14 protein-coding genes are annotated in these 14148 nt (G+C 58.7%); 6 read left to right on the top strand and 8 right to left on the bottom strand.

Annotated elements, in window-relative coordinates:
* Nucleotides 1-45: 45 nt before the first annotated feature.
* From cgtA to rplU, 3 genes are all read right to left on the bottom strand, one after another.
* Complete coding sequence (gene cgtA, locus KW846_RS26445; RefSeq protein ID WP_218486054.1) at nucleotides 46-1269, bottom strand: Obg family GTPase CgtA; 1224 nt, start codon at nucleotides 1267-1269, stop codon at nucleotides 46-48.
* A gap of 195 nt (nucleotides 1270-1464) precedes the next feature.
* The gene (gene rpmA / locus KW846_RS26440; RefSeq protein WP_003281574.1) at nucleotides 1465-1722 is read right to left on the bottom strand and encodes a 50S ribosomal protein L27; all 258 of its coding nucleotides are present in this window, start codon (nucleotides 1720-1722) and stop codon (nucleotides 1465-1467) included.
* A gap of 35 nt (nucleotides 1723-1757) precedes the next feature.
* Complete coding sequence (gene rplU / locus KW846_RS26435; RefSeq protein ID WP_003176051.1) at nucleotides 1758-2072, bottom strand: 50S ribosomal protein L21; 315 nt, start codon at nucleotides 2070-2072, stop codon at nucleotides 1758-1760.
* A gap of 240 nt (nucleotides 2073-2312) precedes the next feature.
* On the opposite strand from rplU, the gene KW846_RS26430 reads away from it, so the two are divergent.
* The 3 genes from KW846_RS26430 to KW846_RS26420 all read left to right on the top strand — a co-directional run bounded on the left by KW846_RS26430 (nucleotide 2313) and on the right by KW846_RS26420 (nucleotide 4224).
* Complete coding sequence (locus KW846_RS26430; protein WP_007970914.1) at nucleotides 2313-3281, top strand: polyprenyl synthetase family protein; 969 nt, start codon at nucleotides 2313-2315, stop codon at nucleotides 3279-3281.
* A 145-nt stretch (nucleotides 3282-3426) separates the two neighbouring features.
* Complete coding sequence (locus KW846_RS26425; RefSeq protein ID WP_104451398.1) at nucleotides 3427-3768, top strand: zinc ribbon domain-containing protein YjdM; 342 nt, start codon at nucleotides 3427-3429, stop codon at nucleotides 3766-3768.
* 198 nt (nucleotides 3769-3966) lie between these two features.
* Complete coding sequence (locus tag KW846_RS26420; protein ID WP_095965651.1) at nucleotides 3967-4224, top strand: hypothetical protein; 258 nt, start codon at nucleotides 3967-3969, stop codon at nucleotides 4222-4224.
* A 147-nt stretch (nucleotides 4225-4371) separates the two neighbouring features.
* On the opposite strand, the gene KW846_RS26415 is transcribed toward KW846_RS26420, so the two are convergent.
* The 3 genes from KW846_RS26415 to KW846_RS26405 all read right to left on the bottom strand — a co-directional run bounded on the left by KW846_RS26415 (nucleotide 4372) and on the right by KW846_RS26405 (nucleotide 6105).
* Nucleotides 4372-4989, bottom strand: coding sequence for an FKBP-type peptidyl-prolyl cis-trans isomerase (locus tag KW846_RS26415; protein ID WP_007970907.1), 618 nt, complete (start codon nucleotides 4987-4989; stop codon nucleotides 4372-4374).
* A gap of 120 nt (nucleotides 4990-5109) precedes the next feature.
* A complete protein-coding gene (locus KW846_RS26410; protein ID WP_218486053.1) occupies nucleotides 5110-5400 on the bottom strand; it encodes a DUF6482 family protein in 291 nt (96 codons plus the stop codon).
* A gap of 216 nt (nucleotides 5401-5616) precedes the next feature.
* Nucleotides 5617-6105, bottom strand: coding sequence for a TIGR00645 family protein (locus KW846_RS26405; protein ID WP_007970904.1), 489 nt, complete (start codon nucleotides 6103-6105; stop codon nucleotides 5617-5619).
* 170 nt (nucleotides 6106-6275) lie between these two features.
* Between KW846_RS26405 and KW846_RS26400 the strand changes: the two genes are divergently transcribed.
* Nucleotides 6276-8105 (top strand): hypothetical protein, encoded by a 1830-nt coding sequence (locus KW846_RS26400; RefSeq protein ID WP_218486052.1) that lies wholly within the window; start codon nucleotides 6276-6278, stop codon nucleotides 8103-8105.
* 6 nt (nucleotides 8106-8111) lie between these two features.
* Here the strand turns inward: KW846_RS26400 and KW846_RS26395 are convergent, their stop codons facing one another.
* Together KW846_RS26395 and KW846_RS26390 are read right to left on the bottom strand one after the other, a co-directional pair.
* Complete coding sequence (locus KW846_RS26395; protein WP_007970902.1) at nucleotides 8112-8453, bottom strand: hypothetical protein; 342 nt, start codon at nucleotides 8451-8453, stop codon at nucleotides 8112-8114.
* A 302-nt stretch (nucleotides 8454-8755) separates the two neighbouring features.
* The gene (locus tag KW846_RS26390; RefSeq protein ID WP_217836409.1) at nucleotides 8756-11194 is read right to left on the bottom strand and encodes a Lon protease family protein; all 2439 of its coding nucleotides are present in this window, start codon (nucleotides 11192-11194) and stop codon (nucleotides 8756-8758) included.
* Between the two features lie 279 nt (nucleotides 11195-11473).
* On the opposite strand from KW846_RS26390, the gene KW846_RS26385 reads away from it, so the two are divergent.
* Both KW846_RS26385 and KW846_RS26380 read left to right on the top strand, forming a co-directional pair.
* Complete coding sequence (locus tag KW846_RS26385) at nucleotides 11474-11962, top strand: DUF3015 domain-containing protein (protein WP_007970900.1); 489 nt, start codon at nucleotides 11474-11476, stop codon at nucleotides 11960-11962.
* Nucleotides 11963-12123: 161 nt separating this feature from the next.
* Complete coding sequence (locus KW846_RS26380) at nucleotides 12124-13977, top strand: DUF4105 domain-containing protein (protein WP_218486051.1); 1854 nt, start codon at nucleotides 12124-12126, stop codon at nucleotides 13975-13977.
* Nucleotides 13978-14148 lie beyond the last annotated feature (171 nt).

Raw genomic sequence — 14148 nt, 5'->3', positions numbered from 1 at the left:
TAAAACGCCGCTCGATTGAGCGGCGCTTAAGTTTATCGCAACGAATCAGTCACGCACGTAAATGATTTCCGGACCATCTTCGTCATCCACATCTTCTTCGTCCCAATCATCGTCACCGATGTCGTGGACCGACTTCACGCCGCTGCGACGCAGGGCACGCTTGTCATCCAGCGCCTGCAGCTGAGCGCGGGCTTCATCTTCGATGCGCTGATCGAGATCGGCCAGCTCTTCCTTGTAGGCCGGGTCATTGGCCAGGCGATCAGCACGATCTTCCATGTAACGCATGATGTCGCGGCACAGACGCTCGGTACCGAGCTTGGAGATGGCCGAGATCACGTAGACCGGACCAGTCCATTCCAGGCGATCGACGATCTCCTTGACGCGAGCATCGTGCTCCTCGTCAAGGATCTGATCGCACTTGTTCAGGACCAGCCAGCGATCACGCTCCGCCAGGGACGGACTGAACTTGATCAGCTCGTTGACGATCACTTCAGCGGCATCCGGTGCGCTGGCGTCATCCAGCGGCGCCATGTCCACGAGGTGCAGCAGCAGACGCGTACGCGCCAAGTGCTTGAGGAAGCGAATGCCCAGACCAGCACCTTCGGAAGCGCCTTCGATCAAACCCGGAATATCGGCAATGACGAAGCTCTTCCAGCGATCGACGCTGACCACACCCAGGTTCGGCACCAGCGTGGTGAACGGGTAGTCGGCAACTTTCGGCTTGGCAGCCGAAACCGAGCGAATAAAGGTACTTTTACCGGCGTTCGGCAAACCCAGCAGACCGACGTCAGCCAGCACTTTCATTTCCAGCTTCAGGTCGCGCTGCTCACCCGGCTTGCCCGGAGTGGTCTGGCGCGGCGCACGGTTGGTACTGGATTTGAAACGGGTATTGCCCAGACCGTGCCAGCCGCCCTGCACTACCATCAATTTCTGACCGGCCTTGGTCAGGTCGCCGATGACTTCCTGAGTTGCGGAGTCGATCACCGTGGTGCCGACCGGAACGCGCAGGATCAGGTCTTCACCCTTCTTGCCGGTGCAGTCGGTGCTGCCGCCGTTGGAGCCACGCTCGGCATCGAAGTGCCGGGTGTAACGGTAGTCCACCAGGGTATTGAGGTTTTCGTCGGCCATCATGTAGATGGAACCGCCATCACCACCATCACCACCGTTCGGACCACCGTTTTCGATGAATTTTTCCCGACGGAAACTCATGGCGCCATTGCCGCCATCACCGGCCTTTACTCGAATCGATACTTCATCAACAAACTTCATAACAAACGCCTCTCGCCATACGGACGAGCCGAAAAACAATCAAGACATAAGACTCTTGCAAAAATGAGCGCAGCGACCCCAAACCACGACACCTACATCGTACGCCGACAGCCCATACAAACAGCTTTGCAAGAGACTCACCCCACAAACGAAAAAGCCCCGTCGCGAGACAGGGCTTTTCCAGCGATCGCGCAATTAAGCTGCGACTACGCTCACGTAACGACGACCGAAGGCGCCTTTTACTTCGAACTTGATCACGCCTTCGACTTTAGCGAAGAGGGTGTGATCTTTACCCATGCCAACGCCGTAGCCAGCGTGGAATTGGGTACCGCGCTGACGCACGATGATGTTGCCTGCTTTGATAGCCTGGCCGCCATACATCTTCACGCCAAGGCGTTTGGCTTCTGAGTCGCGACCGTTACGGGTACTACCACCAGCTTTTTTGTGTGCCATGAGTTCAATTCTCCTAGTGAGGAATTAGGCTGAAATTAAGCCTGAATACCGGTGATTTTGATCTCGGTGTACCACTGGCGGTGGCCCATACGCTTCATGTGGTGCTTACGGCGACGGAACTTGATGATGCGGACTTTATCGTGACGACCTTGGGAGATCACTTCAGCCACAACGGTAGCGCCAGCAACAACTGGAGCGCCGATATTCACGTCGTCACCGTTGGCAACCAACAGAACGCGATCAAAGGTAACGGATTCGCCGGTAGCGATTTCCAGTTTTTCGATCTTCAGGTATTCACCTGGGGCGACTTTGTACTGCTTGCCGCCAGTAACGATTACTGCATAAGACATGGTATTTCTCCGATAATCCTGCTCACCCAGCTCTTTATAAGAAGAGGTATTGGCTGGCATGGCTGCATGGGGCTGGAAGGCCCGCTTGCAATTGCGTAAGGCAGGTGCTGCCCAGGAAGTTCAGGGTGCGCGATTGTACGCAAGCCACGCCAGCCTTGCAAGGGGCCGTCCATCGCGCCTTGACACCTGCTGGCGTGGGTCCTAGCATGCCGCGCAACCCTTCTGGAGCGACTGTCGCTGATGCAACCCCAAGCTTTCTACCGCGCGGTGGCGGACGATTTTAGCGCCGTCGACGGCATCATCAAGAAGCAGCTGACTTCGCGCGTGCCGCTTGTATCGAAAATCGGCGATTACATCACCTCGGCCGGCGGCAAGCGCCTGCGTCCCTTATTAGTGCTGCTGTGCGGCAAGGCCTTGGGCCGTGAAGGCGACGAACTGCGCCTGTTGGCCGCCACCATCGAGTTCCTGCACACCGCCACCCTCCTGCATGACGACGTGGTCGACATGTCCGGCATGCGTCGTGGCCGCTCGACCGCCAACGCCATGTGGGGCAACGCGCCAAGCGTGCTGGTCGGCGACTTCCTGTATTCGCGCTCCTTCGAAATGATGGTCGAACTGGGTTCCATGCCAGTGATGAAGATCCTTTCGCAAGCCACGCGCATCATCGCCGAAGGCGAAGTGTTGCAGCTGTCGAAGGTGCGTGACGCCAGCACCACCGAAGAAACCTACATGGAAGTCATCCGCGGCAAGACCGCGATGCTCTTCGAAGCCTCAACCCACAGTGCCGCCGCCCTCTGCGAAGCCACGCCGGAACAGGCCGAAGCCCTGCGTACATTCGGTGATCACCTCGGGGTGGCCTTCCAGTTGGTCGACGACCTGCTTGACTACAAAGGCGACGCCGAGACCCTGGGCAAGAACGTCGGTGACGATCTGGCCGAAGGCAAGCCGACCTTGCCGTTGATCTACACCATGCGCGAAGGTACGCCGGAGCAGGCCGCCCTGGTGCGCAAGGCGATCCAGAAAGGCGGAATCGAAGATCTGGAAAGCATCCGCGAAGCCGTGGAAGCCTCGGGGTCGCTGGAGTACACCGCGCAACTGGCCCGCGATTATGTGGCCCGCGCGATCAAGTGCCTTGAAGCGCTGCCCGCCAGCGAATACCGCGATGCGCTGGTTGAACTGAGTGAGTTCGCGGTAGCCCGTACGCATTAAGATCAAAAGATCGCAGCCTTCGGCAGCTCCTACACCAACCCTGTAGGAGCTGCCGAAGGCTGCGATCTTTTGCTTTCAACTCCCCCCGCCTGAAAAACCCTATATAATGTGCGCTTTTTAGCGATCCTGAATCCAAGGAGCCTTAGTGAGCACGCTGCCACCCTGCCCAAAATGCAATTCCGAATACACCTACGAAGACGGCACCCAACTGATCTGCCCCGAGTGCGCCCACGAATGGTCCGCCAGCGGTGAAGCCGAAGCGGCGTCCGATGACTCCGTGAAAAAGGATTCGGTCGGCAATGTCCTGCAGGACGGCGATACCATCACCGTGATCAAGGACCTCAAGGTCAAGGGTACGTCCCTGGTGGTCAAGGTCGGCACCAAGGTCAAGAACATCCGCCTGTGCGATGGCGATCACGACATCGATTGCAAGATCGACGGCATCGGCCCGATGAAACTCAAGTCCGAATTCGTCAGAAAAGTCTGATCCTGCTGTTATCCATCCCGCGCCCGGCACGGGATGGAACTCCCCCCGCTTCACCCGGTAAATCCACGCAATAGCCAGACGCCAGCCCTTTTGACCTGACGCAATCTTTACCCAGGAAAAAGCGCAAACCGCCAATAGGCCCTTGCTATTTATTGAATAGGAATTATTCTCATAAAACCCTCAGTGGAGATGAGAACCATGACTTATTTGATCGATGCCTGGCTGGACCGCCCACACCCTTACCTCAGGATCCTGCATCGGGAAACCGGGGAAGTCTGTGCCGTACTGGAAGAAGAAGCCTTGAACGAGCTGCAGGACCAGGGTGACCTGGACGTCAACGGCCTGAGCTCAAGCGAGCCGGTGGTGCTCAAGGAACTGGTGCGCAATCTGTTTCTGTTCTGCTATGCCCGGGCATTGCGCCCGCACAGTGAACTGCACCACAAGATCGAACTATGAATCACCGTAAAAAACTGTGGGAGCGAGCTTGCTCGCGATAGCGGATGTTCCATCACAGATACATTGACTGACACACCACCATCGCGAGCAAGTCGGATCGCCGCACCGTCGCTCCCACATTAGCCCGACGCCATATCGGGCCAGGTCTTACAGAACGTCAAGCAGCTCGACGTCGAACACCAGTACGCTGTGCGGCGGGATGCCGCCAACGCCTTGAGCGCCGTAAGCCAGTTCGCTCGGCACGTACAGGCGCCATTTGCTGCCGGCGTTCATCAGTTGCAGGGCTTCGGTCCAGCCGGCGATCACACCACCAACCGGGAACTCTGCAGGCTGACCGCGCTCGTAGGAGCTGTCGAACACAGTGCCGTCGATCAGGGTGCCGTGGTAGTGAGTACGCACGGTGTCTTCGCGGGATGGCTTGGCGCCTTCGCCAGCGGTCAGAACTTCGAACTGCAGGCCGGAAGCCAGAGTGGTGATGCCTTCACGCTTGGCGTTTTCAGCCAGGAAAGCCAGGCCTTCGCCAGCGGCCGCTTCAGCCTTGGCTGCAGCTTCGGCCTGCATGATTTCACGGATGACCTTGAAGCTGGCGGACATTTCTTCCTGACCCACACGGCTTGGCTTGCCGGCGAATGCATCGGTCAGACCTGCCAGGATCGCGTCCAGGCTGACACCCGGTGGCGGGTTGTCACGCAGTTGGTCGCCCAGCTGACGGCCAATACCGTAGCTGACGCGGGTTTCGTCGGTGGACAGATTTACTTCGGACATGACACTGCTCCGCTGTGCGGACGGCCTGGAACTTGCCGTGCGTGCACAGCGCGTCCCGGAGCGCCCGGAACCAAAAGGGCCAGCAGACTAGCACAGATGACATGCCATTGATGAGGGACGTCAGGCGATCGGCACCTTCAGGGTATCCTGCACATCGGCAACCAGCCCGCACATTTCGTCATGCACGACAGTGTGCACAAGGTTGAAGTGCAGCTTGGGAAAGGAGCGCAGCACATCACGGGCATGCTCCACCGAACGCAGGCTCATCATGTGGCCGTGCGTATCGCTCAAGGGATACGCCGCGCCATGCATCCGCGCCTCAAGCAGGTAGATGCCGCCCTCCATGGAGATCAGGTTCAGCTCATCGACCTTCCCGGCGACGGCATAGGCATTCAACTCTTGCAGGTTCATGTACGCACCTCACGCAATGGCGAGCCAACATACTTACAGGGATAGGCTTCGATGCATCAAAGCACAAGCCAGTGGCAGGACCGTTTGTCTGTTATCGCGAGAGGTTGTGGCGAGCGAGCTTGCTCGCGTTGGGCAGCGGAGCAGCCCTAAAAAAAGCGGGATCGCTTCGCAATCCAGTGGGAGCAAGCTCCCTCGTCACAAGGGAGCCTGACCGGATCAGTGCTTGGTGACTTTATCCAGGTAACCCATGGCGAATGCCGAGACCACGAAGGTCATGTGGATGATCACATACCACTGCAGATGCTCGGGGTCGACGTTCTTGGCGTCCATGAAGATGCGCAGCAGGTGAATGGACGAGATTGCCACGATCGACGCGGCCACCTTCATCTTCAGCGACGAAGAGTCCATGGTGCCGAGCCAGTTGAGCTTTTCCTTGCTGTCGTCGATGTCCAGTTGCGAGACGAAGTTCTCGTAGCCGGAAATCATCACCATTACCAGCAAACCGCCCACCAGCGCCATGTCGATCAATGACAGTAGCACCAGGATCAAGTCCGATTCGGCCATCGAGAACACGTTCGGGATGACGTGGAAGACTTCCTGGAAGAATTTCAGTGCCAGCGCCAACAGCCCGAGGGACAGGCCGAAATAGATCGGCGCCAGCAGCCAGCGCGAGGCGTACATTGCATTTTCGATAAAGCGTTCCATTGAATCTCACATGTGGACTGTAAATGGCGGCGAGTATATCAGTCGCCTGCCCCTATCCAGAAGCTGCCAGAAAACGTCGAAAAATCCGCCACCTGCGCCTGTGTATCAAGGTTTTTCTGCTAGTGTCCAAATCATTGAACGCTCAGTGATATTGGACAGGAAGACTGGAAATGGATGTGCGATTGCCTTTGACGAGTGCCGGAATTTGCTTGGCACTGCTGCTAAGTGGCTGCTCACCCAGCGATGAAAAACGCCAGGTCAGCCTCGAAGAAAAAACCGCGCAGTTCGAAAAGTCGCTGGACGCCATCCAGGATCCGAAGCTCAAGGACGCTGTGTCGGAGCTGGGCGGTTCACTACTGCTGCTCGAGCGCGCGCAACTCAAGCTCGACAGCAAACCGGTGGAAACCGAATACGGCGAAGACGCCCTTGCCATGCTCAAGCACTACCCGACCCCGCAAGCTCTGGTCGACACCTACATCAATGGGTTGTTTGTGCTGCAAAAGGATTCCAGTTCCGACTACCTGATCGATCTGCAACCGGTGTTTCCCTTCACGTTCAGCGTTCCTGCCGCGTTTTTGTTTCCCCACGGCCTGGAATGGCAGTCCGTCACCCTGAGCAATAAACGGGTCATTGCCTTCCAGCCGGAATGGTCGGAAACCGACCCCGGCATTCAACTCAGTCCATCGAGTTCCAACCTGACCAACCCCGATGACCTGACCGTGGCCTACCCCTTCATCGAAGGCCTCGACATCGACAAAAAAAAGCAGCCGCAGCCGGTGAGCCTGCAGGGTAAGGTCGAAGTCATCGCGCCCCGCCGGCTCTACAGCTTCGACCTGACAAAAAAGGACATCGGCCAGACCCGCACCAATGACAACCTGAGCGTCACCTTGCTCACACTGACGAACAACTACGCGGAAATCGAATACAACAACAGTGCACCGCTGGCGCCTGAAGTCAGTGAAACACCAATGAACCCGTTGATCGTCCAGGCCAGGGACAGCACCGGGCAATACATCACGCGCGCAGGCTCGATCAACGAAACCGCGGCACAAATTGCCTTCTATCGGCAGCAACTGGCCAAGATGCAGCAACAAAAGAGCTGGAGCGAGGCGCTGGAAAAGCAACTCGACGAAGAACAACGCGCCTTTGAGAAACGGCAGACTCGACGCTATTCGAAGGTGTATTTCAACGGGACGATCGAAACCCTCGAAGTCAGCATGCTGGATTTTTCCGCCGCCACGGTCACCCGCAAGGACCTCGATCTGCCGGTCCGGCGCTTAGATGCCGAGACCCCAGACAAGGGCATTCAGCCCTTGAACCTGCCCGTGGTGGTCTATGACGACCAGGCGGTAACCTGGCTGAAAGGGGCAACGCTGAGCGAGGATCAACTGAAAAAGAACGTCAGCATCAGCCAGTCGGTCGATGACCCCAGCGCTGCTCGAATCGAATTCACCCATTTGCGCAGCTTCAACGATGAACTGCTGGGCACATCGCTCAACCCCGGTGAAAGCCCGGTGAGTTTCTTTACCGAAGACACGCGTGGCAAACGCGACGAACCGATCGAGCTGCCACCCGAGGCCTACCAGATCGATCCACTGCGCGGCACCATCACCTACGATCTGAATCTGTTTCCGGAAACGCCAGCCTATGCAGTAGGCTCGATGCCACTGTTCCTGGCCACAATCGAGCAAAAAACCGTCGATACCCGTCAACTGCCCAAAGGCCTTGAACTCAAGGACAATGCGCTGGTGGTGAATCTGAAGGCGTTTCCCGCCCAGGACTGGCGCTTTTTCGCCAAAGACGACAGCGGCAATTACTTGAAGGAAATTCTATCGGTCAGCCATGGCGCGAGCGCACAAGGCCGGGCGCAATTTGCCGTGCATTACTTCTACGGGCAGCCTACGCGCCTGGAAACCTATCAGCGCACTGACCTCGCCACCGTGCAATATGGTTTCGAGGTCAAACTCGACAAGGCCGACATGACACGCCTTGATCAATAGTGCGACTCAGTGCTCGGGGTGAAACTCGAAGCCGCCCAGGTTACGGCAGCGACCACCGTTGATTTCCCGCAATTGGGCTTGCAGGTGCAGGCACCAGATTTGCGGATCGTCGGCCAACTCGTAACCGTGCAAGGTCAGGCTTTCAACGATGGTGTCGAGGATTGATTCAGCGGCGATTGGACCATGAAACGGGCCTTGGGCCTTGATGGCCGAAGGTTGTTCACCGGCCATTCCGGCGGCGAACAGCAGAGTCCACATGCCCGTGTCTCCTGCCAGTGGACGGATGGCACACTCGATACGGGTCACAAGGCCCAGGCATTGACGGGTGAGGCAGAGGTTGCGCGACATGGCGGCGACCCTCGGTAGATCCGGTATTCAGCCCCCATGTGAAGGCTGTTTCGATCCTGTGATTACTGTCGATATCCCTGAGCAGAGAATAGAAGAAAAGTCTGGCCTGCAGGCCGAGCCAAGACCGAAAGGCGCCGAATGGTCATAGCGTGAATATTGACGTCATTTCGACGACGCTCTCCGATGTTCACACAAACAAATGTGGGAGCGGGCTTGCTCGCGAAGGCGTCTTTTCATTCAACATTTATGTTGGCTGATAGGCCGCTTTCGCGAGCAAGCCCGCTCCCACATGGGTTACTGCATCACGCAGGCTTGGTTTCCGCCAGTGCCTCCTGCGCCAACTCCTTCTCGGCTTCCTTGAGATCATCCTCGCTGATCATTTCCGCGATAACCCGCAAGCGCTCCACGACCCGCGCGTTCACGCTGCCTTCAGGGAACTCGCCATTTTCGTCCGGTTCACCGGCCGGCTCGCCGACCAGCAAACTCAAGGCTTCGTCGGCCTGACGGACCGCGTAGACATGGAACTGCCCCGCGCGCACCGCAGCCAGCACCTTCTCGTCGAGCATCAGTGTGGCAACGTTGGCGTGAGGAATGATTGCCCCCTGCTCGCCCGTCAACCCGCGGGCTTCGCACAGACGGAAGAAGCCCTCGATCTTCTCGTTGACCCCACCCACCGCCTGCACTTCGCCGAACTGGTTGATCGAACCGGTGATGGCAAAGCACTGTTTGAGCGGGGTTTTCGACAAGGCCGAGATCAGGGTGCAGGCCTCGCCCAGGGACGCGCTGTCGCCATCGACATAACCGTAGGATTGCTCCAGGGCGATGCTTGCGGAAATCGCCAGCGGGAATTCCTGGGCGTAGCGGCTGCCCAGATACCCCGTGAGGATCATCACGCCCTTGGAATGGATCGGCTGGCCGAGGTTGACTTCGCGCTCGATGTCGACAATACCGCTGCCACCCGGGTACACCGTGGCGGAAATCCGCGCCGGCACACCGAAAGCCGAGTCGCCGACCTCCAGCACGGTCAGGCCGTTGCACTTGCCGACGGCTGCGCCATCGGTGTCGATCAGGATGATCCCGGCCAGCATGTCGTCGAGAATCCGCGCCGAAACCCGCCCGGTTCGCGTGGCCTTGGCCTTGAGTGCCCGTTCGATGTGCCCGGCGTCGGTCATTTCATCACCGGCCAGGTGGCGGATGAAATCGGCCTCGCTGACCAGCTGGAACAAGTCACCGATACGCGCCGACAAGCGCCCCTGATGCTCGGCCAGGCGGGCGCTGTAAGTCGCCAGACGCGCCACCGCATCGGCGGTCAGCGGTGCCATGCCTTCTTCGGAAGTACGGGTTTTGAGCAACTGGGCGAACTGCTCCAGGCTCTCGTCGACCATCGGGATGTCTTCGTCGAAATCCACCAGGACGCGGAACATCTCCTGGAAGTCCGGATCGAGGTCTTGCAGCGTGTAATACAGCTGACGGGCACCGATGATGACGACTTTGACCTGCAGCGGAATGTGTTGCGGTGTCAGGGTGACAGTGGCCAGACGGCCCAGCTCGCCCAGCGGTGATTCCATTTTCAGCTTGCGCGATTGTAGGGCGCGTTTCAGCGCGTCCCACACGAATGGCTCACTGAGCATCTTGTCCGCTTCAAGGATCAGGAAACCACCGTTGGCCCGGTGCAAGGCCCCCGGCCGCAGTTGGCGGTAGGTGGTGTACAGCGCGCCCTGGTCGGTGCTGTATTCGATACGTCCGAAGAGGTTTTCGTAGGTCGGGTGCGGCTCGAACACCACCGGCGCACCGCCGCTGGCCGAGTGACCGACCACCAGGCTCGGCGCGTATTGTTCTTCCAGCAACTTGCGGGCGATAGCGTCGGTCTTGCTGTCGTCAACCAGTTGCTCGACCACAGTCTTGAGCAAATACACCTGCATGGCTTGCAGATAACCGCAAACCGCCGCGTTCTCGGCGTACTTCTCCGACAATGGCGACAACAAGGGCTGCAAGGCCAGAGTGATGGTTTCTTCGTTCAGATGACGCAACTGGTTGCTCGACTCACGCTTCCATTGCGGCAGGCTGGCGAGCTCTTCGTTGAGGCGCTCTTCCAGTGCCGAAATATCCTCGTGAAAGCGCTCGCGTTCGGCTTCCGGCAACTGGGCGAATTCAGCTTCGTCCAACGCCTTGCCATCACCCATCGGGGTGAAGGCGATATTGCTGGCGTCGCGGTAGAGCGCGACGTCTTTCTCCAGCGCCAGACGCTCGATGACGTCCAGGGCCTTGTCGTAGCGCTGGTTGAAGGCGCGGTCGATGCCACTTTTTTTCTGTTGGTAGGACGGATGCTCGAAGACAGCCGGAAACGTCGCCAGCAGGTTGTCGATCAAGCCGTTGATGTCACCGATGAATGCACCGGCGGTGCCCGACGGCAGTTCCAGTGCGCGCGGCTCGCGCGGCTCATCGAAATTGTTGACGTAGACCCAGTCCGCCGGAGTCTGCAGGCGCTTGCCTTCGGCCTTGAGGTAGCGTTTGACGAACGAGAACCGGCCAGTCCCGGGTTCGCCCATGACAAATACGTTGTAACCGGGGCGTGGCATGGCCACACCGAACTGCAAGGCTTCGACCGCACGTTCCTGGCCAAGCACACCGCGAAAGGGCTCCAGATCATTGGTGGTAGAGAAGCTGAACTGTTCAGCGGAAAACGGACGGGTCAGCGCTTCGGGCGCTAGACGCAAGCTGGCAGCAACAGGATCAGGCATCGGGCTTCCTTAACAATCAGGCGGGGCAGATGGCAGCATTCTGGCGCTGCCCATGCCCGACTGGCAAGGAGCGCCGAAGGCTTGGGCATCGTCAGTCGGCCAACCCCAGGCGGGCCGGGCTTGCGCCGCCGTTGCGCATGAATGTTTTGCAAAAAATCACGGAACCCCGCGATCGTGCCTAAACTCCAAACTGCGCGGCTGGACTAATGACCGGCCCACTGGCACCAGACGGGCCAGAACCCCTTGTCAAATTGGTATGCACATAAAGAGAACAAAGCTATGAAACGGATTCTTCTTGGTACTCTCTTCACCGCTGTATCCATCAACGCCATGGCTCAGGCGCCAGGCGGCCCGGATTGCGGTTGGGGCAACATGCTGTTCGAAGGCCAGCGTGGTACTCCGGCTCACTTCCTGGCATCCACCACCAACGGCACTTCCGGCAACGCAACCTTCGGCATGACATCCGGCACCAACGGTTGCGCAACCAATGCGTCGCTGACCTATGGCGGCAAATCCTGGTTCGCCATGAACGGCATGATGAACGAACTGTCCGAAGACATGGCCAAGGGTCAGGGCGAAGCGCTGACCACTTATGCCGTGGTACTGGGCGTAGCGCCGGAAGACCGTGCGCACTTCGCCGCCGTCACTCACGAGCACTTCCAGCAGATCTTCAGCAAGGCTGACGTGACGGCCGAAGATGTGCATACCAACACCCTGGCCGTGCTCAAAGCCGACCCTCGTCTGGCCAAGTACGCAACTCAAGCTTAAGCTCGACCCGCCCCGCTTCTTTCGGGAAGCGGGTTTTGTTTTTTGGACCTGCCCCTCTTTGGGAGCGTCGGTAAGTCAACACGCAAAACCTGTGGGAGCGGGTTTGACTGACTGGCACTATCCTGGTCGGGGCTCAGTTTCTATCGATTAAGTTGCCATCTATGTTCAAACGCCTTGCCTGGCTGGCGCTGTGTGTCTGCGCCCCACTGTCCGCCGCGCCTCACATCGCCCCTCAACGTTTGCAGCAACTGGCCAACGACCCTTTCTGGATATCCCTGGGCCATTACGAAACCGCCAAGCTCGGCGGCTGGCGCAGCTATGTCAGCGACCGGAAGTTCTTCCTCGCCGCCGATGGCAATGAACATCCGGATCATGAACTGGCGGCGACTGTACAAGCCTTGTATGCCCCGGCCAGTGCCGGGGAACAGCACGCGCAATGCGTCTACCCGGCGCGCACCCGCTGGCTGAAAGAGCAACTCGACCTGACCGGTCTGCCAACGCCGGACTGCGCAGCGTTCAAGCAATGGTTCAAGGACGTCTCGCCCGACAGCGCGGTGATGATCTTCCCGGCGGCTTACCTGAACAGCCCATCCTCGATGTTCGGCCATACCCTGCTGCGCATCGACCAGGCCGAAGTGAAGAGCGACAAGACTTCGCTGCTCAGTTACGCGATCAACTTCGGCGCCTACATCGAGGGCTCGGACAACAGCATCATCTATGCCTGGAAAGGCCTGATGGGCGGTTATCCCGGCCTCTTCGCAATGGTGCCCTACCAGGAAAAGCTCTCGGAATACCGCAGTCTGGAAAACCGCGACCTGTGGGAATACCGCCTTAACCTGACCCCACAGGAAACCGCGCGCATGGTCGAACACGTCTGGGAACTGAAACAGATCAAATTCGACTATTTCTTCTTCGACGAAAATTGCTCATACCGCTTGCTGGAACTGCTGCAAGTGGCTCGCCCGGGCCTGCGCCTGACCGAACAATTCCCGCTCACGGCCATCCCCACCGACACCGTCAAGGCCGTGAAAGCGGCCGGGCTGGTGGAATCGATCCAGTATCGCCCGTCCCGGGAACGCGAGTTGCTCAGTCGCGCCGAGCCGTTGAATCCTGAAGAGCAGCAATGGGTGCTGAAAGTCAGCGCCGACCAGAAACAACTGCAGGACCCGGCGTTCAAGGCACAACCCCGCGACCGCCAGGCGCTGATCATCGATGCCGCCTATCGTCTGGAGCGCTATCGCGCCAACGGCCAGGAGCGCGATCCGGTGCGCGCCCAGCGCAGCTTTGAACTGTTGCGGGCAATCAACCAGAACCCGGCGCCGGAGCTGAATATCCCGCAACCCGGCTTGCCTGAAGACGGTCACGAGTCGCGCACCTGGCAGCTCGGTCTCGGCACCCGCGGAGACAAAGCCTTTGGCGAGTACGGCTTGCGCATGGCTTATCACGACCTCAATGACAACAGCGAAAGCTTTCCACTTGGCGCGCAGATCGAGATCCTGCAATTGAAACTGCGCCAGTACGAAGGCAACGACTGGCAGGTGCAGCAACTGGACCTGGCAACCATTCGCTCCCTGACTCCGCGTAACGAATTGCTGCAACCGTTGTCATGGCAAGTCACGGGTGGCCTGGAACGTGTGCCGGGCAAGCACGATGACCAAACCCTGGTCAGCCATGTCAACGGCGGTGGTGGTGGAACCTGGCAACTGAGCGAGGACATGCTCGGATTTGTCCTGGGCACTGTGCGTATCGAGCACAACAACGACTTCGCCGAATTCATCGCGCCGGCCGCCGGTTTCAACAGTGGGGTGCTGTGGAAAAACCCGCTGGGCAATCTAAGCCTCGAAGCCAGGGGCGATTACTTCACCAATGGTGAAGTGCGCCGCAGCCTGAGCCTGAATCAGCAATGGGAAATCTCCCGCAATCTCGGACTGCGCTTGAGCGCCCAGCGAGAGTTCAGCCATCTGGCGTCGGCCGAGAACGAAGTGATGCTTGAGCTGAAGTGGTATCACTACTGACCCGAACGCACCACAGATCCCTGTGGGAGCGAGCCTGCTCGCGAAGGCGTAGTGTCAGCCAACATCTATTGGACTGACTCACCACCTTCGCGAGCAGGCTCGCTCCCACACGGGTTATGTGACGCCCGACGAATCCACTTCTAGACTTTCCCTATCAGCCGCTTATCGGCC

Source organism: Pseudomonas sp. PDM32, from assembly GCF_019219225.1.
GTDB lineage: Bacteria > Pseudomonadota > Gammaproteobacteria > Pseudomonadales > Pseudomonadaceae > Aquipseudomonas > Aquipseudomonas laurylsulfatiphila.
The sequence above is the reverse complement of the archived record's forward strand: the minus strand, read 5'-3'. Positions and strand labels throughout refer to the sequence as shown.

Excerpts from the sequence above, each read along its gene's own strand:
- cgtA (WP_218486054.1), bottom strand. The coding sequence starts at position 1,269 with ATGAAGTTTGTTGATGAAGTATCGATTCGAGTAAAGGCCGGTGATGGC.
- rpmA (WP_003281574.1), bottom strand. The coding sequence starts at position 1,722 with ATGGCACACAAAAAAGCTGGTGGTAGTACCCGTAACGGTCGCGACTCA.
- rplU (WP_003176051.1), bottom strand. The coding sequence starts at position 2,072 with ATGTCTTATGCAGTAATCGTTACTGGCGGCAAGCAGTACAAAGTCGCC.
- KW846_RS26430 (WP_007970914.1), top strand. The coding sequence starts at position 2,313 with ATGCAACCCCAAGCTTTCTACCGCGCGGTGGCGGACGATTTTAGCGCC.
- KW846_RS26420 (WP_095965651.1), top strand. The coding sequence starts at position 3,967 with ATGACTTATTTGATCGATGCCTGGCTGGACCGCCCACACCCTTACCTC.
- KW846_RS26415 (WP_007970907.1), bottom strand. The coding sequence starts at position 4,989 with ATGTCCGAAGTAAATCTGTCCACCGACGAAACCCGCGTCAGCTACGGT.
- KW846_RS26410 (WP_218486053.1), bottom strand. The coding sequence starts at position 5,400 with ATGAACCTGCAAGAGTTGAATGCCTATGCCGTCGCCGGGAAGGTCGAT.
- KW846_RS26405 (WP_007970904.1), bottom strand. The coding sequence starts at position 6,105 with ATGGAACGCTTTATCGAAAATGCAATGTACGCCTCGCGCTGGCTGCTG.
- KW846_RS26400 (WP_218486052.1), top strand. The coding sequence starts at position 6,276 with ATGGATGTGCGATTGCCTTTGACGAGTGCCGGAATTTGCTTGGCACTG.
- KW846_RS26395 (WP_007970902.1), bottom strand. The coding sequence starts at position 8,453 with ATGTCGCGCAACCTCTGCCTCACCCGTCAATGCCTGGGCCTTGTGACC.
- KW846_RS26390 (WP_217836409.1), bottom strand. The coding sequence starts at position 11,194 with ATGCCTGATCCTGTTGCTGCCAGCTTGCGTCTAGCGCCCGAAGCGCTG.
- KW846_RS26385 (WP_007970900.1), top strand. The coding sequence starts at position 11,474 with ATGAAACGGATTCTTCTTGGTACTCTCTTCACCGCTGTATCCATCAAC.
- KW846_RS26380 (WP_218486051.1), top strand. The coding sequence starts at position 12,124 with ATGTTCAAACGCCTTGCCTGGCTGGCGCTGTGTGTCTGCGCCCCACTG.